14 protein-coding genes and 1 pseudogene are annotated in these 21,773 nt (G+C 55.7%); 6 read left to right on the top strand and 9 right to left on the bottom strand.

The window, feature by feature from the left end; all coding sequences use genetic code 11:
• Positions 1 to 210: 210 nt before the first annotated feature.
• Positions 211 to 930, bottom strand: a complete 720-nt coding sequence (locus tag DKK74_RS02115) for a Fic family protein (RefSeq protein ID WP_258334413.1) — start codon at positions 928 to 930, stop codon at positions 211 to 213.
• Positions 931 to 1,646: 716 nt separating this feature from the next.
• On the opposite strand from DKK74_RS02115, the gene DKK74_RS02110 reads away from it, so the two are divergent.
• Complete coding sequence (locus DKK74_RS02110) at positions 1,647 to 2,528, top strand: class I SAM-dependent methyltransferase (protein ID WP_219997341.1); 882 nt, start codon at positions 1,647 to 1,649, stop codon at positions 2,526 to 2,528.
• A 290-nt stretch (positions 2,529 to 2,818) separates the two neighbouring features.
• On the opposite strand, the gene DKK74_RS02105 is transcribed toward DKK74_RS02110, so the two are convergent.
• The 5 genes from DKK74_RS02105 to DKK74_RS08670 form a co-directional block, all read right to left on the bottom strand.
• The gene (locus tag DKK74_RS02105) at positions 2,819 to 3,673 is read right to left on the bottom strand and encodes a helix-turn-helix domain-containing protein (RefSeq protein ID WP_110412546.1); all 855 of its coding nucleotides are present in this window, start codon (positions 3,671 to 3,673) and stop codon (positions 2,819 to 2,821) included.
• Between the two features lie 185 nt (positions 3,674 to 3,858).
• Positions 3,859 to 5,196 carry an ABC transporter substrate-binding protein gene (locus DKK74_RS02100; protein ID WP_110412545.1) on the bottom strand — a complete coding sequence of 446 codons (1,338 nt, stop codon included), beginning with the start codon at positions 5,194 to 5,196 and terminating at the stop codon, positions 3,859 to 3,861.
• A 136-nt stretch (positions 5,197 to 5,332) separates the two neighbouring features.
• A complete protein-coding gene (locus DKK74_RS02095) occupies positions 5,333 to 6,307 on the bottom strand; it encodes a carbohydrate ABC transporter permease (protein ID WP_045935133.1) in 975 nt (324 codons plus the stop codon).
• Entirely contained in the window at positions 6,304 to 7,242 is a 939-nt protein-coding gene (locus tag DKK74_RS02090) for a carbohydrate ABC transporter permease (protein ID WP_110412544.1), read from the bottom strand. Before DKK74_RS02090 ends, DKK74_RS02095 begins: the two co-directional genes overlap by 4 nt.
• A gap of 1,570 nt (positions 7,243 to 8,812) precedes the next feature.
• Positions 8,813 to 9,001 (bottom strand): hypothetical protein, encoded by a 189-nt coding sequence (locus DKK74_RS08670; RefSeq protein ID WP_146210528.1) that lies wholly within the window; start codon positions 8,999 to 9,001, stop codon positions 8,813 to 8,815.
• Between the two features lie 722 nt (positions 9,002 to 9,723).
• Between DKK74_RS08670 and DKK74_RS02080 the strand changes: the two genes are divergently transcribed.
• Both DKK74_RS02080 and DKK74_RS02075 read left to right on the top strand, forming a co-directional pair.
• Positions 9,724 to 10,173, top strand: a complete 450-nt coding sequence (locus tag DKK74_RS02080) for a MarR family winged helix-turn-helix transcriptional regulator (protein ID WP_110412542.1) — start codon at positions 9,724 to 9,726, stop codon at positions 10,171 to 10,173.
• Positions 10,174 to 10,491: 318 nt separating this feature from the next.
• Positions 10,492 to 11,754: pseudogene (locus tag DKK74_RS02075) on the top strand (MFS transporter); the annotation flags it as partial.
• On the opposite strand, the gene DKK74_RS02070 reads toward DKK74_RS02075, so the two are convergent.
• The 3 genes from DKK74_RS02070 to DKK74_RS02060 all read right to left on the bottom strand — a co-directional run bounded on the left by DKK74_RS02070 (position 11,751) and on the right by DKK74_RS02060 (position 18,572).
• On the bottom strand, positions 11,751 to 14,699 hold the full coding sequence (locus DKK74_RS02070; protein WP_110412541.1) for a glycoside hydrolase family 3 protein: 2,949 nt from the start codon (positions 14,697 to 14,699) through the stop codon (positions 11,751 to 11,753). The pseudogene DKK74_RS02075 and the gene DKK74_RS02070 overlap by 4 nt on opposite strands.
• A 205-nt stretch (positions 14,700 to 14,904) precedes the next feature.
• Entirely contained in the window at positions 14,905 to 17,076 is a 2,172-nt protein-coding gene (locus tag DKK74_RS02065) for a glycoside hydrolase family 127 protein (protein ID WP_110412540.1), read from the bottom strand.
• Entirely contained in the window at positions 17,073 to 18,572 is a 1,500-nt protein-coding gene (locus DKK74_RS02060; protein WP_110412539.1) for an oligopeptide:H+ symporter, read from the bottom strand. Before DKK74_RS02060 ends, DKK74_RS02065 begins: the two co-directional genes overlap by 4 nt.
• A 266-nt stretch (positions 18,573 to 18,838) precedes the next feature.
• On the opposite strand from DKK74_RS02060, the gene DKK74_RS02055 reads away from it, so the two are divergent.
• The 3 genes from DKK74_RS02055 to DKK74_RS02045 all read left to right on the top strand — a co-directional run bounded on the left by DKK74_RS02055 (position 18,839) and on the right by DKK74_RS02045 (position 21,725).
• Positions 18,839 to 19,690: an AraC family transcriptional regulator gene (locus DKK74_RS02055; protein WP_181414875.1), complete on the top strand. Its 852-nt coding sequence runs from the start codon at positions 18,839 to 18,841 to the stop codon at positions 19,688 to 19,690.
• A 118-nt stretch (positions 19,691 to 19,808) separates the two neighbouring features.
• Positions 19,809 to 20,891 carry a hypothetical protein gene (locus DKK74_RS02050; protein ID WP_219997339.1) on the top strand — a complete coding sequence of 361 codons (1,083 nt, stop codon included), beginning with the start codon at positions 19,809 to 19,811 and terminating at the stop codon, positions 20,889 to 20,891.
• Positions 20,892 to 21,161: 270 nt separating this feature from the next.
• A complete protein-coding gene (locus DKK74_RS02045; protein ID WP_110412536.1) occupies positions 21,162 to 21,725 on the top strand; it encodes a hypothetical protein in 564 nt (187 codons plus the stop codon).
• Positions 21,726 to 21,773: the final 48 nt, after the last annotated feature.

Genomic DNA, 21,773 nt, shown 5'->3' with positions numbered 1-21,773 from the left:
CAACGGGTATCCCCCGCTACTAGCTTCCACACATGTACATTGGAGGAGGTTTCGGTACCGTTAGTCGAGCTTATACGCGGTCCGGCTGATACAGCTGCCGGGTATGCTTCGAAGTCAGAGCAGTCGATGAGGTCATGTCTGACTAACACCATGTGCTGATCACTGTGCTCGTTTGACCATTACCAGCCCAAGGCGAGAGGACGTTACAGGTCAGGGACGTCCATCTGAGGATGGCATATCGTCCCTGTTATCCCAATGCTCAGCCTGCAATACATGCTGCCTGTTCCACTTGGCCAAGTGGCGAATGATCGTCTGATCGCTGTTGAGATAATAAGCGGCCAGCTCCCGGTTGAACCAGGTCCTGTCCTTATCACTGGTGGGCACAGTGAGCGGATGCCGGTCGCCATGCGCGATCAGCAGCCCATTGCCAGCGAGCAGCGCAGTCCTCTTATTGCCGTCGCCAAATGGCTGCATCTTGGCCAGTCCGGCAAAAAGACGCACCGCATCTTCCAGGATGTCTTCTCCAGTTGCTCCCCCAACGGTGCTTTTTATCAGGGATGCAATGGTGGCAGAATCAGGCACGGGTGGCTCGTACCTCCCCAAAGGGGTGCTGACCATGACGGGGGTGCGTTCGTCGCGCAGCTTGCCTGGTTCCATGGCAGCAGTCCTTGTCAACTGCGCGTTGATGGACTTCACGTAGGCCAGGTCGATCGGCTCGCGAGCATAGTCGTAGTGCAGGGTGTAGTCCGCGGCCTGCCGCAAATCTAGCAGAAGGTTGTAGTCGGCCTTGGAATTGACGACCTGGGGATTGCCGGTACGCAGGAACTCCTCAGTGGCCATGAAAGTCGACTGCAGCCCATCAAAGGTGCGGCCCATGGCGTACAGGAGCCCGGCAAGTTGTTTGGTGCTCAGCGATCCGTACTCGCACATGTGCGTTTCCTTCCGTTCCTGTTCTGCTTAGATTCTCTCATGCCAGCCGTATTCTGCATCAGCTGTTCTCGCCCGGCTTCCGACCGACCAGCCGCAAAGAGTTCAACTCCAGTGGGCAAATCCTCAATGTGGCGGTGACACTTACTATGTCCAGGAACCAGTCGCTCGAACATGTTTGCCGGATTCTTGCTCATGGTATTCACATGTTCCTCTTTCCTGTTGTGTTGTGCTGCGTATCGAGCATCCCATTTTCAGGTGTCACGTATATAAGACGAGGAAACCGAAAAGTTCATTGTCGAGAGGGCTTACATCCCCCTACCCGTGCCTGGACTCGTAGCACTCTGTGTCCTGCACAACGCTTTCAAAAGAATCCAGGGGGGGGGGGGCTTGCTTGGCGTGGTAGCCGATAAGATGTTGTATCCCATAGTTCATGACACAGCATCGATAGACTTGTTGACACCATAGCAGAACCTGATATAAGGACCCTAACGCAATCAATAGTCGGGAAAGACTCAACTCAAAGTTAAAAATACGATTGGATTACGCGAATCGCTCCTAGGCACCCCGTATTTGCCGACGCAGTGGATATTGAGGATAATAAAAAAGTTGCATATTCGTGCGTGACTGACAAACCTGCACAAATTTGCACTTGAAAATCTGTTTTGAACATTGACCGGCTCGATCATTGTCGATAAGCCTCATCCGAAATGAACCCCATGTCTCATCAAATGCACCAGAACGAGGATGTAGAGGATAATCTCCTCAACTGGAATGACAGGGCAGTTGTGCACGCCAATGGTGGCTATGGAGACCTTGACGCTTTTGCGGATGATCCATCGGCCCTGTCGCCAGTGACCCTGCGCGATCTGGAGGTTTTGAAGCCCCATCTGCCCGAACACAGCATCAAAGGGTTACGTCTTTTGCATCTGCAATGCCACATAGGCTCTGATACCCTATCGTGGTGGCGCTTGGGAGCACGAGACGTATATGGCCTGGATTTCTCTCCCACCTCACTGGATTATGCCAGGAAGTTATCTGAACGCGCCGGCGCAACCATAACCTATGTTCAAAGCGATGCTCGTTGTGCTGCCGATGCCATGCCTGATCAGAAAGGCTCATTCGATGTAATCGTCACCAGCTGCGGAACCATCACCTGGCTTCCCGATCTGAAAGACTGGGCTCGTTCAATCGCCTCCCTGCTAACAGCCGGTGGAATATTCATGATCCGCGACAACCATCCCCTGCTTTTCGCCTTGAACAACGAGGGCATGTCGATAGTTCAAGATTATTTTGGCGGAACAGAAACGACTTATGAGACGGATCAAAGCTACACGTCAGCAACCGACTCGCTCGAGGATGGGACAAAACCCCAAATTACCCATACCACCAATCACAATTGGGCTCATGACTTCCAGGAAATAAGCAGCCCTCTTTTGGATGCCGGACTGACTATAGAGGCCATCGGCGAGCATAATGTGGACGACTGGCAGTCACTGCCAATGCTTGAGTACAGCCCAGAACTGCAGGGATGGATCATGCCCCACAATCAGCCTCAAATCCCCCTGACCTTCTCGATGGTAGCTAGAAAGAAAGTCTGACTGAGCAAGTACGAGCGTGGTTTTGCTTAGACATGATCTGACTTGGCTCGGCGGCCTGCCCGGCAGATTGGCTGCTATTAATTCCGTTGCAGCATAAGTTGCGCAACGGGATTAACAGCGGCATTCCATGCCGAATTACGATAAGGCATTATCGTTCAGCTTCGATCCCGCCAATGTCGAGGGGCAGATCCGTAGAAGGCCAGGCTGTAAGATTGAGTAAAACGCGCATTTTAGAAATGCGTTTATACAGGTAAGCCGCTGGAGCCGACAGCCCAATCAATACGTGTCAGTTACTTGCCCTGCTTGAGTCTGCGATACTTCATGGGTGTCATGCCCGTACTCTTCTTGAAGGATGCACACAGTGAGGATTCGGATGTGAAACCGCACTGCTGACAAATCTGGCGTATGGACATCCCGGTATTTACCAGCAAATACTGCACCGCATGTATGCGGGAATCCACCAGGTAGGCATGCGGCGTGATGCCGGTTTCCTGCTTGAACAATCGAATGAAGTGGTATTCGCTCAGAAAGACTCGTTTAGCCAGCCCGGAGACGGTGAGCGGCTCATACAAGTGGGAGGACACATAGGCAATCGTGTCCTCCACCACCTCCTCCTGCTTCCGTTTGAAGGAGCGCGGCTGCTCATCGGCAAACTCGGTGAGCAGGTCGGTGATGTATTTGGACATCCTCGCTTCCGAATAGCCGTTTTCCGCCGTCATCAAGGAGGTAATGGTCCGCATCCGTTCCAAGGCGTAGGTCTCGGAGGAGAGCATGAAGACATTGCCCAGCTTTCTGATGATGTAGTCATAGTAGGGCCGAGCCATGATGCCGTCGAAGTGGAGCCACTGGGCTGTCGTTGGGACATCGGTGCCGTAGGCATGGTGTGCGTAGCAGTTGACCAGCGCAAACCGGCCCTCCTCAGCTACGAACGAACCTTCGGGCAGATCCAGCGTCAGCCTGCCGCTATCGATATGAATGATCAGATAGCTGTCAAAGGATCGTCGCTCCAGCCTGTAGCCGGGTTCATAGGAGAATTTGCCCACCCTCAACGGATAGAAGAAAGTTGTTCGCGCAATAGCCGAAGGAGTGTGAATCAAAAAGTCAGAGGCATTGACATCGATGCCGTGTTCAGCAGGCTTCGCCATGACGTACCCTCCTTTCCGCACAAACCAATTTCCCCACAAATCACGACATCCGCGCCTGACGACCTTTAAATGAAGCCAGGAATACTCAAGCAACCGGCAGCTTCGTCCTTGCCAATACGGCAATGCCGTTACCTCATACTCAAACAATACAAGGCAACGGCAGAATTCCCATTACTTTATGAAGATCAGTGCACGTTGAAGCCCTGCTGCTTACCGTATTCCTTCAGGTGCTTCTGCCAGGCATCCACACCCTGCTTCAGAGTGATCTTCTTGTCGGTGTAGGCGGAACCGACGTCGTCAGCGAATACGGTCCGAGCATAGACCTCGAAGGGCAGTGTGGCGTGACCAGGGATCACATCGCTTGCCGCCTTGGCCAGGACCTCGTTGTATTTCTGACCGCCGAAGTATTCGATGTCATCACCCTTGGTGTTCTTGACGGTGGTGGCCTCCTTGAACTTCTTCGATTCAGTGGTCTTCACATCGTCCGGGAATGAACCGCCTGCCACACGAGCGTCAATGCTGGCCTGGTTCCGCGAAATGAAATCGATGTACTTATAGGCTGCATCGGTCTTCTTGCTCGAAGCCATAATCGCCAGCGACGAACCGCCATGGTTGGAATTGACCGCAGACCCATCCTGGGTGGGCATGGTAGTGACCCTCCACTTGCCTGCTTGGTCGGGTGCCACGTTGACCAGCGTAGTTGGGATCCAGCAGCCGATCAGCGCAGAAGCGAGCTTTCCATTGTTTAGGCTCTTGTTCCAGTCCTCGGTCCAGATGACGGTCTTGGTATCGACCAAATCCTCGTCGATCATCTTCTGCCACCACTTGATGAAGCTCTGAGTCCCCTTGTCTGAATCGAGGTTGATGGACAGATCCTTGCCGTCTGCAGACAGCTTGTAAGGATGCCCGTTGGCCTGCCAGATCATGGCATCGAAGAAGCCCGCGTCACCGGAATCGGCAGCGATGTAGGAACCCACCGCCCGTATCTTCTTAGCAGCCTCGTAATACTGATCCCAGGTCTTGATTTGTGTAGCATCAACGCCTGCCTTGTCGAACACATCCTTGTTGTAGAAGAAGGCCATGGCTCCCGAACCAAAGGGCAGCCCATAGGGCTTTTTGTTAACCAGAACCGAATTCCAAGTGCCCGGATTGTAGAACTTCGAGTAGCCCTTGGTCCTGTCACTCAGATCAGTCAGCCGATCATTGATGGCATACTGGCTCAGGGCATAGAGTTCGATTTGCGCCACATCAGGTGCTCCCTTGCCTGCCTGGAAGGCATTGTCAAGTGCAGTGTACTGCTCCTTGGCTGTCCCGGCATTCTGCAGTTTGATCTTGATGTTCGGGTACTTCTTCTCGAACTCCTTGGTTGCGGCTTTCAGGGTGGGCTCCCATGCCCAGACGTTCAGCTCCACATTCTCGTCACCACTGCTCTGCTTGCTACCGCCGCAGGCGGTGACACCGAGAAACATGGCCAGTACGCCGGCACAAGCTACTAGACGCTTCAGCCCTTTTGCATGTTTCATCACATCACTCTTTTCTCTTAGTGCTATTCATCAGGTTTTTATTGGCATGAATCCATGTCCGACAACAGAGGCAGGACTCCCTTCCCGGCCACTCACCTTGCGATTGGCTTAAATGACCGCAAATGCAAAAATTCATTCATTCCTTGACCGCACCTGCAGCCAATCCCGACTGCCAGTACCGCTGGAGAATCAGAAAAGCGATCATCAGAGGAATGACAGTGATCAGCGATCCGGTGATGACGAGATTCTGTATGGCGTGACCGCCGGCAGTGTTGGCCTGGTTCTTCCATTGGTTCAGTCCGATGGTCAGGGGGTACCAATTGGCATCCTTCAACATGATCAGGGGCAGGAAGTAGTTATTCCAGGTGGCCACTATGGCGAACAAGGCCGTGGTTACGATTCCGGGAGCCAGCAGGGGCAGACTGATGGTCAGGAAGGTTCTGAACTCCCCTGCACCGTCAACCCTGGCCGCCTCCAGGAGCTCTGTGGGAACAGCCTGCTCGGAGAATATCCACATGAGGTACAGGCCAAAGGGACTGATAAGGCTGGGCAGGATCATGGCCCAGGGCGTATTGGTCAAACCCATCTTGGCAAACAGCAGAAACTGCGGAACAGCCAGGGCAATGCCGGGCACACTGATGGAACCCAGCACGACCGCGAAGACTGCCTTGCGGCCAGGAAAAGCGAACTTGGCCAAGGCGTATCCGCCCATGATGGCTAGTACGGTTGCGCCACCCGCTCCCACAACCACGTAGAGCAGCGTGTTCAAGAGCCAACGTCCGAATATACCGTCCTCATAGGTGAAGACCGTGGTTATGTTGTCCCAAAGCGCGAAGGTGTGACCAAACCAAAGACCGAAGGTCGAGGTGAAGTCGGACTGCGTCTTAGTGGCGTTGATGATCAGGTAGGCGAATGGAAACAGGCAGTATAGCGCGAAGATGCCGGTAACCAGCGTCAGGGTCATCGAGCGACGAGGGTTCGCGGGATTGGAGAATCCGTTTTTTGCGGCGCGCTTGCGTTCCGCCCTTTCATCCCTGGCTACTCGCTTGGCACGTCTGCGTTCACGCGCCCGAATCGCTGAAGGCGACTCATCCAAAATGTCAGAGGTCATTTCATCTGCTCCTTCAGACTGTTCAACTGGACCGCGTACGCGATCGCCATGGTGATTACGGCCATGACAATGGCAAGGGCCGCAGCGTAATTCGACTGGTTGCCCGCGAAGCTCAGACTGTAGGCGTACATATTCGGCGTGTAGTAGCTAGTGATGGTGTTTCCAGGCACCATGTTCTGCATAATCGAGGGTTCATTGAAAAGCTGGAAGGAGCCGATGATGCTGAAAATCACGGTGATTGCCAGACTTCCACGCAACTCCGGCATCTTGATACGTCTGACGATCTGCCATTCGCTGGCCCCGTCGATTGCCGCCGCCTCATAGAGCGAATGTGGAATCGTAGACAGGGAGGAATAGAAGATCAGCATGTTATAGCCGGTGTATTCCCAGGTCACGATGTTACCGATAGACACCAGAAGAATATTGGAAGCCAGCAGGTCCAGGTGCAAGCCAGTCCATGAATTGAAAGAGCCGACCAGTCCATACTTGGCCCCGTACATGAATCCCCAGATCAGCGTGGACACCACGGCAGGAACGGCATAAGGCAGGAAGGTGGAAATCCGGAAAAATTTGGTTCCATGCAATCTCATAGAGTCAATCGCCAAAGCTAATAAGGCGGCCAGAAAGAGGCAGAGCGGCGCCTGAATCAGCGTAAAAGCACTGACGCGGCCGACCGAACTCCAGAAATGACCATCTGCGAACAAGCGTTTGTAATTGCTGAGCCCGGCGAAAACCGTACCGCCGACCATTCGTTTTTCAAAGAAGGAAATATAAATTGCATAGATGATCGGGATTATGAACACCAACAGGAAAGCCACGGCGAAAGGCCCCATGAACTTCCAGCCGCGCCAATCACGCCTGTGCTTGTTGACGGTGCTCGGTTGCTGATTGTTCGCAACATCAGCTGGCCCTGCCGCCGATTTGGAAAATGTCATTATTCTCCTTTGAGATGTCTGATGCGTGAACCCAATTTCCACCGTCAACAACGACGAAGAACTGGGTCAACAAACCAGAATTGAGGGACGGACGCCCCACCAATTGGCCGTTGAGCATCTAGATGTCAGAAACTGTCAACCATTCAGACAACTCTGTTGAATGTAGATGTTTTGCTGTAAACGGTCACGACTGTTTTTCACATGCACACATCCTTGTGCCTCTTTTCATTACGTTGATAGTACAATCATTAACGTACTTTCAGTCTATAAACAAATACAAGGCTCCGTACATGAAAACTGCTATCTAATATCGAAATATTGCTTTCGCTGCATAGCGTCTGCTTTTTGACCGCACGAGGACGAGACTGGTTCACCAATGACAACATTGGTGAACCAGAACCTCCCATAGTGTGAGAAGCTGAGACACCAGAAGTGCCCTTATCGCCTGCTCGGCAGGTATCGTCTGCCGAGCAATGCACCGAATGACGTCAGTACAAGAGTCCCGACCAGTGAGGCTACTGAGATTATCGAAGTTCCTGAATAGGCCATGACCGTATGTGAAGGTCCACCAAGCGAAGAACGCTTCCCGTGCAAACCTTCAGTTTCTGCACCAGACGCGTTCTGCCCGCGGGCCTTGGCCCAAATACTGAAGCTGGCGTTCGTTCCGCAGTAAGCCACGACGATAGTCTTTTTGCCCGCCACAGTAGGGTCGAAGCCCGTCAGCAAATGTGACGGTAATCAAGCTCTTACTATCAATATTCGTTCTTTCATCAGTCTGAACCACCTTAGCTGCATTGTCTCTGCCGAAGGCCTGCAAAACGGGGTTGCTTTGGGAACCCGCCGACAAATCGACTACATAATCATTGCGCTCAGCTGAGAAATCTTGAATAGTCTGTCCAACCAAGCGCAAATCAGCCGGTCGTCATCATTGCCTAGTTCAGGCTCGAAGTCTGAGAGACTCTCCGTACCGTTTACCTTAATCTAGGCCACGTTGATATACGTTTTGGCATCCTGAAGATTGTTGACAAGCCGCACTGCCTTTGCCTCGACAGGGCCGGACAAGGCGAAAGCCGCCGTCGGCGCATCGGCTTTAGTAGAGGCATCAGCACCACTGGCCTGAGGAAGATACCATCTCCGAGGCAAGGTATCCATCAATGGCTTTCCTAGCCGTATCATCATCTTGGACGTTGACTGAGCAGTGGTTGCCAACACAACAAGCCAGATTTCTGACCAGGCTGCGGGTTGTTGACGACCTTCCGCAGCGGCTTCCAGTTCGCCCCATCGTCCGCGTATTCAACCTTGGTCAGCCACGTTCTATGGTTTGGCTGCAACCAGGTAAAGGCTGAAAGACAGGGCAGGGAACGCCCTCCACTTATTTATGGCCAGAGTACCCTTTACAGTCACCACAGCACCCCTCATGTGCCCGGTTCAGCTTTCCTTGAGAATCAGTCCAATCCCAGCTGACAGTTTGAGGGTCAACCTTGATGCCTGACAAGGGATTGTATTGCCGAAGAAAACAGTGGCAACGCCTTGAACCTGATAGGCTCCCTCTCTGCCCACATCAACGGCCTCAGTTTCCCGAACCAAAGGTACCGGCTCCCCCTGACCCCAGGTAATAGAGAATCACTGTTTGAGGCATGGCCGCGGATCCGCCAAGCGGAACCTGGGCCGTAGATCGGAAGTACCACCCTTGGTTGTCAACACCGGTCGGTTCTGCCACAGAGATCGCCGCATCCGCATCGGTTCGCTGGCCAGTCATGTCCCCAGCGCCTTGTTGGCCTAAAGCTGCGACAGATGCCGGGTTACCGCTGGACTGACTGATCGAACTCTCTTCTCCGTAGTTGCTTGTGGCGTTGGCAAACCAAGCTAAAGAGGTCCCCCTATCTTTGGAAGGACCATCGGTATGCTAGGAATTTGGCCTCACCCTTGACCGTTTGCTCATCTTCCGATGCCACGGCTGGAGTCGCCATCGATGCACCAGTCAGGAGAACAGCCTCTGCCATCAATCCTGCAAGGATTTTGTGGGATATGCTCATGTATTGTACCTTCATTCTTCTCTGAATAGTCAGACCGTCCGCCTATCGGCCCATCCCAGGGTCCTGGCATTAAGACGCCATTGCTACGGATAAAGACCCTGTCCGCTTACATGATCGCGGACACCGCTCTCTCATAGACCACGTCATGCATGAGCAGCTAGCTTCCAACCAACTACATATGAGCCAGACGGGCGGACTTCCGTTTGCTTGTACGGTAAGACTGGAAATCGGGTATCCTCCTTGCACAGCAAGAAGATGATATATGTTGCCGAATTCCGACAATACGAGCCGGCCGCAACATTGGGCCAGTTGAACCTTGAATCGACTCCATACATGGTTTTGCACGGGGGATCCAGTAAAGCCACCAATTATCTGAGTCTAAACAGCTTGTCCATACCCGGGAGACTATTCATTAGGTAGCTAACAATCTAACTGAGGAGAGCCTTTGAGCGAAGACTACGGCAAACGAATCAAACGGGCAGCCAACCTCATGTCACGATCCATGGATGCCTACGCGAGCCAGTACGGACTGACCGGCACTCAAATGTCCATCATCGACTTTCTGGGCGAGTCCGAGGACCACACCCAGCGGGACATCGAGATGGAATTCGACATCCGTCCGTCCACAACAACAAAAATCCTACAGCGAATGGAGGCTAGCGGACTGGTCGCCGCCAAACGCGACCCCAGGGACGGCCGCCAACGCATCATTGCTCTCACCACCAAAGCTCGGGGCCTGCAGAAAGCCGGGCGGGACTATATAGAAAGTCAGCAGAATGCCATGGAGCGCCGGTTCAACCAGCGTGATTTAGATGCTTTCGACCGCGTGCTGGCCTATTTCATCGCCTTGAATTCCGATGATCCGTCCCAGGCCGGAATGGAGTCTCGCTCATGAGTAGAACTCAAGCGCAAAGCGCTGCAATCCCCCGCAGGGTCATAGGCGCAGTAGTAGCCACCGGCATCATGTCCTTCTGTGGCGTGATCGTGGAAACGGCCATGAACATCACTTTCCCTGCCCTCATGAGCCATTTCGGCATCGGGACCTCCAGCGTCCAATGGATGACCACCCTCTACCTGCTGGTCGTCGCCTCCGTCACCCCGCTCTCGGCGGCGCTTAAGCGCCGATTCCGCAACTGTACCCTCTTTCTGTGCGCCAACCTGCTCTTCCTGTCCGGACTGATCATCGACGCGCTGGCTCCGGTCTTTCCCCCTCCTATTGCTGGGAAGGGCAATACAAGGGCTGGGCACCAGCATCGCCCTGCCTCTGATGTTCAACATCATCCTCCAGGAGGTTCCAACAAAGCGTATCGGCACCATGATGGGCGTGGGTACTCTGATCACAGCTATTGGACCAGCTGTCGGCCCCACCTTTGGCGGGTTGGTAGCGACCACCATCGGGTGGCGTTTCGTCTTCATCATCCTGATCCCCGTACTGATCATCTCGCTGGCTACCGGCCTGGCCTGCATACCTTCGGTTCCGGTGGCAGCCGACGGGGAAACAGCCGGACTGGATCCGCTTGACGTGTTCCTGATGGTCCTGGGCTTCGCAGGCTTGATCTTCGGCATCAGCAACGCCTCGTCAGGATTGCTCTCCTGGAGATTCAGCGGAGCGCTGGTCCTGGGGCTTATCGCCCTGGCAGTGTTCACCCTCCGAGCCCGGCATCAGGCCCAACCGATCATCGACGTGCGTCTGTTCACGGACAGCCACTTCTCCCTGCATGTCGGCGCCTACATCCTCTTTGAGATCAGCGCCCTGGCCCTCTCATTCATCCTGCCCAACCACCTGCAGTTGGTTAATGGCTGCACCTCGCTGCAGGCCGGATTGGTAGTGCTGCCGGGCGCGGCGATCGGAGCCATTCTGGCCCCGCTCTCCGGCAGGCTCTATGATCAGCTGGGTCCGCGCATACCCATCATCAGCGGGAGCTGTGTCGCCTTGATCGGCCTGCTGGGATTTGCCCTGACGGCCCGCCATCTGACAACCCTGGCCATCCTGATACTCTATATTTTCTTCATGCTGGGTATCGGGCTGAGCTTTGGGAACATCATGACCAACGGCCTACACCGGCTGAGCCAGAAGCAACAGGCCGACGGCAACGCCATCTTCAACACCGTCCAGCAGTTCGCCGCAGCTATCGGCAGCAGCCTGGCAGCCACCATCGTCGCGGCAGGCCAGGCTGCAGTCACAGACCGTCGTCTAGGCACCATCAATGGCTCCCAGCATGCCCTGATCCTGTTATTGATCGTCTGCTCTCTGGAGGTTCTGCTAATCCTGGCCGCCCTGCGTCGCTCTCGAAACCGCAGCGAAATTAATACCCACTACCTGAATCATTTCGCGGCCATCAGGGAAAGACCAAGCTCCTTGGGCACTGACCAAAACAGCAGGCCAGGCAAGGTTGCGCCTCCGCTTCTGAGATCAATACCAAGGCGGGCAGGAGCCATCATGCCCCTGCCCCGCCTTGGAGACCCGAATCGTTAGGATTCCTGCTGTCCATTCTGGCCCGTCAGGTCACCACGACCAGAGACGACCGCGTCAGCCTGCGAGCGCCGACGCAGATAGCGTCTAATGAATAGAACCTCGGCGGCAATCGCGAGTATGGCCATAAGGACATCCACGCCGATCACTATCTTCTTCCAGGCCGGCATGGCGTTCGCCTTCGCTCCACCGTCGTCGTAAGCGCCACTATTCACCACCGTATAGAGGATGTGCTTGCTGGCACGGCGCAGGTACTTCACCGATGACGGAGACTTGGGATCGTCGACCACGTTGGGGCCGTTCCCATAGGTTGAGAGCATGGCATCCACTCCATTGGGCAGAGCGTTGTCTGCATTCATGAAGCCACGACCGTCAGCACCGAAAGAGTCCGTAAGAGCCATGCCCTTGAAGCCCCATTCGTTGCGCATAATCGTGTTGATCCATCCCTGTTCTCCGGACCACTTGGTGCCCACGTAGTCCCAGCCGACCATGGTGGCGTCGGCCTTGCCCTGTTTGACGGACATCTCGAAGGGCCGTAGATAGACCTCCCTGGCCGCCTGCTCATTGGACCAGATGCTGACCATCATTGCATTCGAATCGTAGAGGGCGAAATGCTTGATGTAGGCGTATACCCCCTTGGATTTGGCTCCTGCCACTGCATTGGCGCCAATGACGCCGGCAAGTTCGCCATCCTCCGAGAAGTACTCGAAGTTGCGGCCGCCAATGGTGGTCCGATGAGTGTTCATTGCCGGAGCATACCAGCCGACGATACCCATCTCACGTGCCATCTTCCCCATGATTTCACCGTACTGCCGTGCCAGGTCTGCACTCCAGGTGTTGGCCAGAACCACGGCTACCGGGAATCCAAGCGAACCCTTCTTGGTGAAGTTGTTGTTGATGGCCGCAGGACCATCCGCATCCGTTGTCGCCACCTTGCCAATGGAATCAACAGCAGCCGTCTGGAAGCCGGCCATCGAGGTGAGCTCGGACATATCCTTGACTGACATCTGATCAAGCAGCTTGTCCCAGCGAGGGTCATCAGCCGATGCGCCGCGCAGCTGAGCCAGCTTCAAATGGTTCTTGGCACCCGTGGTGGGCATGGCATCCTGCTTGCGGCTGTATGTAGCCCTGTCGAAATCAGCGTTCGTATGGTACTGGTCGACATACTTCTTAGGCAGCTCCTTCAGCGCGGGGGCAGCAGTCGCCTGCTCATAGTTGGCGAAATGATCCTTGCGGGACAGGTAGTGGACGTCGCCGGCGACTTCGTCGATATGATTGGTCGCCACCGTCTTGTCGCTGGGCCTGGGATTGCCTTTTCCATAGACCACGTCCTTGTCGACCGTATATTCCTTATGATCGATCGCGTGATGTGAGTCGGACTTGATGGAGATTTCGTAAGCACCGCGTTCAAGCACATAAGCCTTGTGGCCCAGATAGTCATAGGATGCCAGCTGTTCCTTGGGAATGGACACCTTGACGGTCTGGGATTGCTTGGGATCCAGCAGACGGGTCTTTTTCAAAGCGATCAGGTTGGCTGTGGCTTTCTCCAGGCCGCCGTTGGTGTAGGGCGGATTGGAGTACACCTCGACCGTATCCTTGCCTGAAGCGGATCCGGTATTGGTGACAGTGACGGTGAACCCGAGCGAATCGCCCTCGTCTTTGATGTCGGACATTTGCTGGCTGAAACTGGTGTAGCTCAAACCGTAGCCGAATGGGAACTGAACCGTGGAGTCGTAGTCGATGGCACCTTCGGAGGCGGCCGTCTCGTAATACTTGTACCCGACGTAGATACCCTCCACGTAGTTGATGTATGACGGCTTGAGCTTGAAGGTGATGCCCTTGGCCACCGGTAGGCTGACGGCCTTGCTTTTCAGATTCTCATAGTCCGTGGCTGCGGCATTGTTCCACCATGGCGCCTTGCGCATGTCATAGAGGAAGGTGTCGGTAGTGCGTCCAGACGGATTGATGCGGCCGGAGAGAATTTCCCCCAGGGAATCGAATCCGACATTGCCGGGCGCAGGAACCCAGAGGGCGGCACGAATCTGAGGATGATCTCTGAGGAATCCCAACTGCATGGGGTTTGATCCGTTGTAGAGGAAAATGACCTTGTCGAAGTTTTTGCAGACCAGGTCGATCATGTCCCGCTCTGTGCGCGAGGCCTCCAGATACGATTCCCCTGATTGAAAGTCTGCATATTTGTCGGAATTGTTGCGGTACTTGTCGGCAGGCAACTGGCTCATGTCCTGAGGCATGTCGTTGTAGCCCTCACCGCCGACCCTGGCCAGCGTGATCACCGCCGTATCCGAGAAGGCCTTGGCCTTGGCCATGACATCATCGGTGTAGCGGTCGGCAGTGACCTCTGGCAGGGACCAGCCTTTGTTGAAGGTGCTGTTGGATGAATCCCGCTTGCCCAGCTTGGAATAGAGCGAACTCAACTCATCGTTGGTCTGGAAACCGGCCTTATGCAGACCATCCTTGAGGGATTGAATATCATAGCTGGCATTGATGGCGCCCGACCCCGTCCCTCCGTAAACTGGATTCTCAGAGGCCCAGCCGAAGAGGTTGAGCTTCCTGGTTTTGGTGAGCGGCAGAAGGCCATCATCGTTCTTCAACAGCACGAACCCTTCTCCTGCAATTGATCTGGCCACCTTGCCGGCCTGGGCGGTAGTCGCATCCGAAATCGTCGCCTTCCCAGCAGCATCCGAATTCATGGACAGATTCAACAGTGTGGACATGGGCCCTGTCAGTATCATGCTGACCACGGCAACCAGAGCCACCAAGGGCACGGCTATGGCATTGGACCGAACCAGTTTGCGAACTGGAGCAGACCAGATGCGGGCAACCGCCGCAACAATAATGGCAGCAAGGACGATGAGCGCGAAGACCACCAGATACCATTTGATGGCATCCATGACCCCCACCACGTCCGACCATGCAATCTGAAGCATGCTGTAACCTCCTCGTCGAAACGAAGCTCCCTGCGGGCGGACCAAGGCAATGTCACGGCCCCGAAGCCATCGACACAGATGGCCAAGGCACTCCGATAAGTTATGTCTTTATGAGTCAACAGTATCCGGAAACGGATGCCTCCATCAACGCCTAGACATAACCTGTCATTATGCAGGCATGATCTGCAAAGGTCCCGAATGGCCTTCAATCCACGTCCAGGAAAACCCTCATCTCGTTTTCGCCACGGTTGGACCAGGCGAAATAGGGAATCAGGGTGGCAGTGATCGGCATGCGACGGACCGGTTGCCATTGACGGTAAAGCGGAGCAGTATCAGCTCCCTCTGCTGACTCCCGCCAGGCGGGTATCTGCAGTCTGACCATGCTGCGGCTGATCTTGTCGACATGGCCTTCGGCCTGAGGATCGTCGAGGTACGCTCCTGCCTGGAAGGTGAAGGGCTCGACTTTCACACGGCTTGCATCATCCAACAAGGCGCTGCCGTCCAGATGCAGCAGGTGCAGGTTGGCCCCGTTATCCCTTTCCTCAACGCAGTAGACAATAGGCCCCCTAGTCACCGCCACCTTACCTGCATCCTGGCGGACCAGAGGGTTGGCGGCAACGACACGCACTGGCATGTCGAATTCGATGTCGATCCGATCGCCCTGCTTCCAAGGACCGGAAAGGTAGAGGTACCCCTGTTCCACACGTCGGCTTATGACAGCCGAGGAGCCTTGGCCTGTGTGGACTGTCACCGCATCGGCAGCTGCATCGCCGCCAGCCCAGGAAGGCAGACGGAGGGCCAGAGTGGTCTGGCCGTGGCCAGAAGCCTCCACATCCAGGCTGATTCGACCCTTCCAAGGCAGTTCCGAATGCACCCGCAGTGCGATCGACCCCTCCCCCAGGTCCGCCTGGATCCTTCCGCCGATGTAGAGATGTACAAAGAGCGTGGACCCATCCTCGGCCAAGGTGTAAGCGTAATCCTGCACCGATTCGACCAGCCGTGCCAGGTTGGGCGGGCAGCATGCGCAACCGAACCACCGTTTGCGCACGATGGGCACGTAACTGTAGCGGGGATCCTTGTTCCGCTTGGTCTGTGGCCTGACCTCGAGGGGATTGCCATAGAAGAAACTCTTGCCATCCATGGCCATGCCGTCAAGCACTGTGTTATAGAGGGCCAGCTCCATCACGTCGGCATATTCGGACCTGGGCTCCAGCTGCAGCATTCTCCGCGCAAAGAAGACCAGAGCCACAGAGGCGCAGGTCTCACAATATCCGGTGTCGTTGGGCAGGTCATAGGCATAGGAGTGCGATTCGGCATCCGCGTCGGCACCCACCCCTCCCGTGACGTAGAGTTTCTTGTCAACAATGTCACGCCAGAGGGCATGCACCGCCTCATTCAGTGCAGGATCCTCGGTCAGCCTGGCCACATCGGCAGCTCCGGCGTACAGATACCCGGCCCTGACCGCATGACCCACGGCTTGACGTTGCTGAGCCACCGGCTCATGGGCCTGGTAGTAGGCATAGGGTGCTGGCCTGCTGGCGTCGACAGTGAAGTCGGCATGCTCATAGGCTGCCCTCTGCCGGTCCTCCTGCTCGAAATAGAGGGGGCTTGTTCCCCGCTGATTGACAAAGTAGGCCGCCAGGTCCAAATATCGCTTGATTCCGGTGGTCTCGTACAGGCGGATCAGAGCCATCTCGGCAATCTCATGACCCGGATAGCCATGCAGCTGATTGTCGCCCGGCCCGAAGGTCGCGGCCACATAGTCGGCGAACCGCTCGGCCGCATGCAAAAGCTTGGTCTTGCCCGTGCCCTGGTAATAGGCGATGGCACCTTCAATCAGATGGCCCAGGCAGTAGAGCTCATGGTGGTCCTTGAGATTGGTGAAGTGTCGATTCATCCCGTTGAGGATGTAGTAGGTGTCCAGGTATCCGCTGTTGAGCTGTGCCGCACAGACGATGTCGATAGCCCCGTCGGCCAGCCGCTCCAGCTCGGCATCCGGATGATGCGCCAGCGAGTACCCCACGGCCTCCACCCATTTGGAGAAGTCGGTGTCCTGGAAAACGTAACCATAGAACTTGTTCGGATCGGGATGATCCGGATCCTCCGGCAGGCAGTGAAATCCCTGATTGGTGTAAGTCGGCGGCTGGAAATCTCCGCTCCCCTCCTGCCCATTCAGCCTCTTGTTGAGCGCGGCGGCGGCGCGGAAGTTGTGCATGCAGTAGCTGGGCGAAGCGCCAGGCACCTGGTCGTTGAGGGCCCTCCATTGGTAGGGCAGGACCGCTGTTCTGACCAGCTCCTGCTCGGCTGACCAGAAGGGGTCGTCGACGCTGGCCTGACTGATCTGAATAGGCCCGCTCATATTGAATTGCTGACTCATGCTGCCATCTGCCTTTCTATGCGACGGCTGAAAACGGCCAGCACCAGCGCAACAGTCACCAAGGCCACAGCCACGATGGGGAAGAGATAGACCTGCTGGTCGGCCGTCTGGAAGAATTTGAAGAAGATGATGGCAATGGCATTGCCGATGGCTGCGGTCTGGTTCCATGCCGTCTGCAGCTGGGTCTCGTAGGACTCCGGAGAAAGCCCCGAGACCAGAGAGCTGCCGATCGGACCGACGAGCTGGTCAGACAGGGCCATGAAGGCGTAGTAGATGAGCACCCACCAGAGGGAGTAGCCAGAGGATCCACTTCCGCCCAGAATCAGGGAGGGTATGGTCAGCGTGAAGAAGGCCAGACCCGTGACCAGCAGCCCCATACCGTACTTATAGGTGGTCCGGATCGCCCCGGCACGAGTCTTGGTCCACAGGAAGATAAAGATGGGGCCGGCTATCAGATCCATGACCATGTAGATGACCTGGAGCGAACCCGGGGCGATGGTGATGCCGAAGATCACCCGGTTAATCTTCTTGTCCAGGAAGATGGCGATGGCGCTGGTCAGCAGGGTGGCGCCCAGGGCCATGACGATCTGAGCGAAGAAGAACCAGAGAAAGGCCCGAAGATGGGTGTGGTCACGGGCGGTCAGGTCCTTTTTGGTGAATAGGTTGACCAGGAAGCAGATGGGTACTACGAAGGCGAAGGTGGTGACAGCATTGATGATGGCATTCAGGTTGAAATGCTTGGTCAGGACCAGGGCGGCGATGATCAGCGCCAACACAACCAACCCGATGACCAGACCCTTGAGTATCCGCTGGCGCTCCCGGGCCGACAGGGGCTTGATGGGAGCCTCGCCCAGGGGTCCGAAGAAGCGGTACTGGGTGAAGAAGATAGCCGCGCCATAGAGCAGGGCGAAGACCCCGGCCACAGCGAAGCCGATATGGTAGTTGCTCAGACCGATCTGGCCCACCACGACCGGGGTGATGATTCCGGCCACCGTGTTGGCGAACTGGTGGATGGTGAAGGCCGCATCGCGCCTGCGGGCATCCTCCTTGCGGTAGAGCTGCCCGGTCAGGGAGGCGTTGGACATCCCCATGATGGGCATGGACAGCAGCACCAGGGCGATGTAGGCCATGGTCTGCCCGAAGACCTGACTGGTCGGCGGTATAGCCAGGATGAAGAAGGCTGTGGCCTTGAGTAGGTTGCCTAGTATCAGTGCCTTACGCATTCCCAGGACCCTGTCAGACAGCCAGCTGCCCACGATATTGAGCAGTCCGTTGGCTGCCCCCATGGCCGCGATCATCAGAGCCGCATCCCCCTGGGAGAACCCCAGCCCCTTTGAGAAGGGGGTGTAGAGGTAGTAGATCATCAGGGCATAGAAGGCGCCCCAGGCGGCCGAGTTGCAGAAATTGCCCAGAGCCAGGGTTCCGATGGCGCGAGGATGTCCGAAGAAGCCCTTGTCATCCCTGACCTCTTCCAAGGTGCTCTCCGTGTGTTTCATGATTGCATCGTTCCCAGAATGGTGGTGAATTTATAGAAAAGGTGGATGATTTTGAGGTATAGATTCTTTACAGCCACCTGGGTCACCAACCCCTGCGCTGGTATGGTCCGGTCTGCCACAGTCGTTCCGTCTCCTTCTGACGTGCTTAGGCCCCACTGCCTACGCTGACTTCAATGGTAACGACGGTGCATTTCATGTCTGGTGGCTTAGAATTCACAATACGTGGAGCATTTTTACCGATTCGTCCCGATGAGAGGTCGACTTTAATGACTTTGTTCTATGACCAGGAAAGCCGGCCCCAGCCCGAGCTGGTCTCTGCCGGCACCTTCATCGGCGACCCGGGCTGGCAACACAGCAGACGCATCATCAGCACCTTCGAAATCATCTGCAACATCCAAGGCGTGCTGCCGCTGCAGATTGGCGATACACGCTACATGGTCGGGCCCGGCACCTTCCTGATCGTCCCGCCCAACCTGGAGCATCAGGGGTTCCGGACAATCACTGAGAGCCTGAAGTTTGATTGGATGCATTTCAGTCTACCCGGCCTGACCCCAGTCGAGTGCACTGGCGATGACCCCGGTGTAGATGAGACTTCGGGCATCCTCCTGCCCGCCTATAGTGAGAATCTGCTCATGGATCGAATCACCGTCATCACCAACCAGCTGCTGGACGTCTGCCAGATGCACGGCGACCAACGCTATCTGAACGCCATCCTGGCCTGCGTGCTCTATGAGGTGACTATGCAGACCAGGCAGTTGCTGCACACCCAATCCATGAATCTGCACGAGCTGCAGCCGGTGCGCGACTGGATCCGCATTCACGCTCTGGGACCCATCAGCCTGGGGCAGATCGCCAACTACTTCAACTACAACAAGAGTTACCTGTCTCGCAAATACCGGCAGAAGTTCGGCATCACCATTTCACAGGAGATCGAACGCTTCCGCATGGAGGCGGCCAAGTCGCTGCTGGTGGAGACCGACGACACAGTGGAAAGCATCGGGGCCATCGTCGGCTACAAGGACGATAAATACTTCATGAAGGTGTTCAAACGCAGCACCGGCATCAGCCCCACCCGCTACCGCAGAACCTTTCACCAGCGGCATTTCAACTCCCACTGAACCCGGCCGTAGGGTTAAGCGAAGGGAACAATGGGTGGTTTTTATTGACTCAATGGTCCCCGCCAAAGAGGTTTCGCCCACAAGTCCCATAGGATGAAAACATCAAGGTGATTCCGCGATGAAGGGAGATCCCCCAATGCCTCATACCAATCCACCTCGGGTGATTTTTAGCCAGATGATCGATTCTCGACGCATCGAACTCTACTGGGATCAGGAGGTGAAGGGAGCCGCCGACCCCCGACATTTCCGCCTTTCCCTGGACGGCCATCCCCTGCCGCTGATGGAGAGGACCGACGTGGAGTGGAACCTGCTCAACGTCTATGAACCCATCAAAAAACGGTCCACGCTGATTACCAGGGAACCCTTGGATTTTACTGTTCTGGGGCGTCTGACCATACGGGCGGACTCGGCCATCGTCAACCGTCAAGGCCAGCAGGCCGACCCGGAGGTCGAGATCGTGGTCAACAACTGGCACTACCAGTACACCCAGTTCACCAACTGCCACTGTGGCATCCCCATCGAATCATCGGACGACGTCAAGCACCACACCCGGCTGCTGGCGGCCGATCTGATCGACACCATGCTGTCCGCATCGCCGCAGGTAGCCAAGACCATGATCGCCGAGGGCGCCAGGGTCGCCATCTACGGGCTGCACGAGGATGTCTATGACATACCCGAGCACCGCGGCGGCGCCCAGATCATGGATCGGCCTGTTGAAGGCTATGGAGGCATGATCGGCGACCCGGTCACATCTATCTCCGCCGCCAACATCGAACGCATCACCGAGGGCGTACACCAGACCCGCTACCCCAATGAGTCCATACTGGCCCATGAATTCGGCCACGCCATCCACCTGCTGGGCATCAACCGCCTTGAGGATCAGAGCCTGGCTCACCAAATCCAAACCGCATACAGCCATGCACAGGAGACGGGTCTCTGGCCCCACACCTACTTGATGGGCAACATCGAGGAGTACTTCGCCACTCTGACCTCCAAGTGGTTCAACGTCATGGCCGAGAGCGCCGACGATAACTGGGACGGCGTCCGAGGCCCGCTCAACACCAGGAACGAGCTACGCGAATACGACCCGACCGGCTACGACATGCTGGCGGACATCTATCCGCAGACCGCACTGCCCTACCCCTGGAACACCAACCCGGTCAACCATGACTACAGCGGGCATATGGACCAGCTGCCCTGAGAGCACCCGCTGTGGCGTTTGGCCTGCAGAAGGTGAGGATCGCGCCCGTGAGGCTACCCGACTAAGAGGCAGAGTGGTGGCTAACCAGGTAAATACGGCCAGCATTCGACCGCGAATGATACAAGTCGGCAAATATCGAGTCGGCAAATATTTTGTATACTTAGAGAAAGAGCTAAGCTTGCCTTAGCCAATAACCGCTCTTCTGGGTTATGAGACTTAAATCTAATTAACAATGTTGTGAACCCTCCCCCACCTGCTTAAGGAGAACTGATGAAGGAGACAAAGGGTTTTGGACAGAAGGACTTTGACCTAGCAGAGGTGCCTCAACGGGATTCCCAGGGTCGCGTGGGACGGCTCACGGCATTGCCAGCCCAATTCCGCAGCAGAGCAAGAACAGCTGGGGCTATCTGGGAAAAACAAATAATCGCTCTCGTAGCAGTAGTGATGAGTGTGGCCCTGTTCTCGGGTTGCCAGGGAACGAATAGGTCAGAGCCATCAGTGAAACAGGTCTCCAATTATCTTTCATCGCTGACAAAGTACAACGTTTCTGGTGACGGCAGTGTCAAAACCATTTCTGCGAACCAATCGGGAACCCTGTATGTACTGGCACAGCGAGCCGACCTCAAGCGGACTGATGCCGCGCAATGCAAGGTGAACGGGCAAGCCATGCAGCGTTCTTCTTCTGACATAAATTACCCAGCAGGTGACGGAAAGAATTTCTTCCCATTCGCACAAATCGAGATCGCGCAAGGCAACCCACACAAGCTCTCTTGCAACCAACCGAGTGGGACCAAATTAATTGCATTGCTCGACCCGCATATCCGAAACTTATGAAGGCTGGGCCAACGAGCAATCGAGCAGCAGGAAGTTGACCGAAAGCAG

The sequence above is a fragment of the Bifidobacterium asteroides genome, from assembly GCF_003202755.1.
In the GTDB taxonomy this organism is placed as follows: domain Bacteria; phylum Actinomycetota; class Actinomycetes; order Actinomycetales; family Bifidobacteriaceae; genus Bombiscardovia; species Bombiscardovia asteroides_F.
This window is presented reverse-complemented; position numbering and strand designations above follow the sequence as displayed.

Coding starts and splice junctions, on each gene's coding strand:
- DKK74_RS02115 (WP_258334413.1), bottom strand. CDS start 930: ATGTGCGAGTACGGATCGCTGAGCACCAAACAACTTGCCGGGCTCCTG.
- DKK74_RS02110 (WP_219997341.1), top strand. CDS start 1,647: ATGTCTCATCAAATGCACCAGAACGAGGATGTAGAGGATAATCTCCTC.
- DKK74_RS02105 (WP_110412546.1), bottom strand. CDS start 3,673: ATGGCGAAGCCTGCTGAACACGGCATCGATGTCAATGCCTCTGACTTT.
- DKK74_RS02100 (WP_110412545.1), bottom strand. CDS start 5,196: ATGAAACATGCAAAAGGGCTGAAGCGTCTAGTAGCTTGTGCCGGCGTA.
- DKK74_RS02095 (WP_045935133.1), bottom strand. CDS start 6,307: ATGACCTCTGACATTTTGGATGAGTCGCCTTCAGCGATTCGGGCGCGT.
- DKK74_RS02090 (WP_110412544.1), bottom strand. CDS start 7,242: ATGACATTTTCCAAATCGGCGGCAGGGCCAGCTGATGTTGCGAACAAT.
- DKK74_RS08670 (WP_146210528.1), bottom strand. CDS start 9,001: ATGACTGGCCAGCGAACCGATGCGGATGCGGCGATCTCTGTGGCAGAA.
- DKK74_RS02070 (WP_110412541.1), bottom strand. CDS start 14,699: ATGCTTCAGATTGCATGGTCGGACGTGGTGGGGGTCATGGATGCCATC.
- DKK74_RS02065 (WP_110412540.1), bottom strand. CDS start 17,076: ATGAGTCAGCAATTCAATATGAGCGGGCCTATTCAGATCAGTCAGGCC.
- DKK74_RS02060 (WP_110412539.1), bottom strand. CDS start 18,572: ATGAAACACACGGAGAGCACCTTGGAAGAGGTCAGGGATGACAAGGGC.
- DKK74_RS02055 (WP_181414875.1), top strand. CDS start 18,839: ATGACTTTGTTCTATGACCAGGAAAGCCGGCCCCAGCCCGAGCTGGTC.
- DKK74_RS02050 (WP_219997339.1), top strand. CDS start 19,809: ATGAAGGGAGATCCCCCAATGCCTCATACCAATCCACCTCGGGTGATT.
- DKK74_RS02045 (WP_110412536.1), top strand. CDS start 21,162: ATGAAGGAGACAAAGGGTTTTGGACAGAAGGACTTTGACCTAGCAGAG.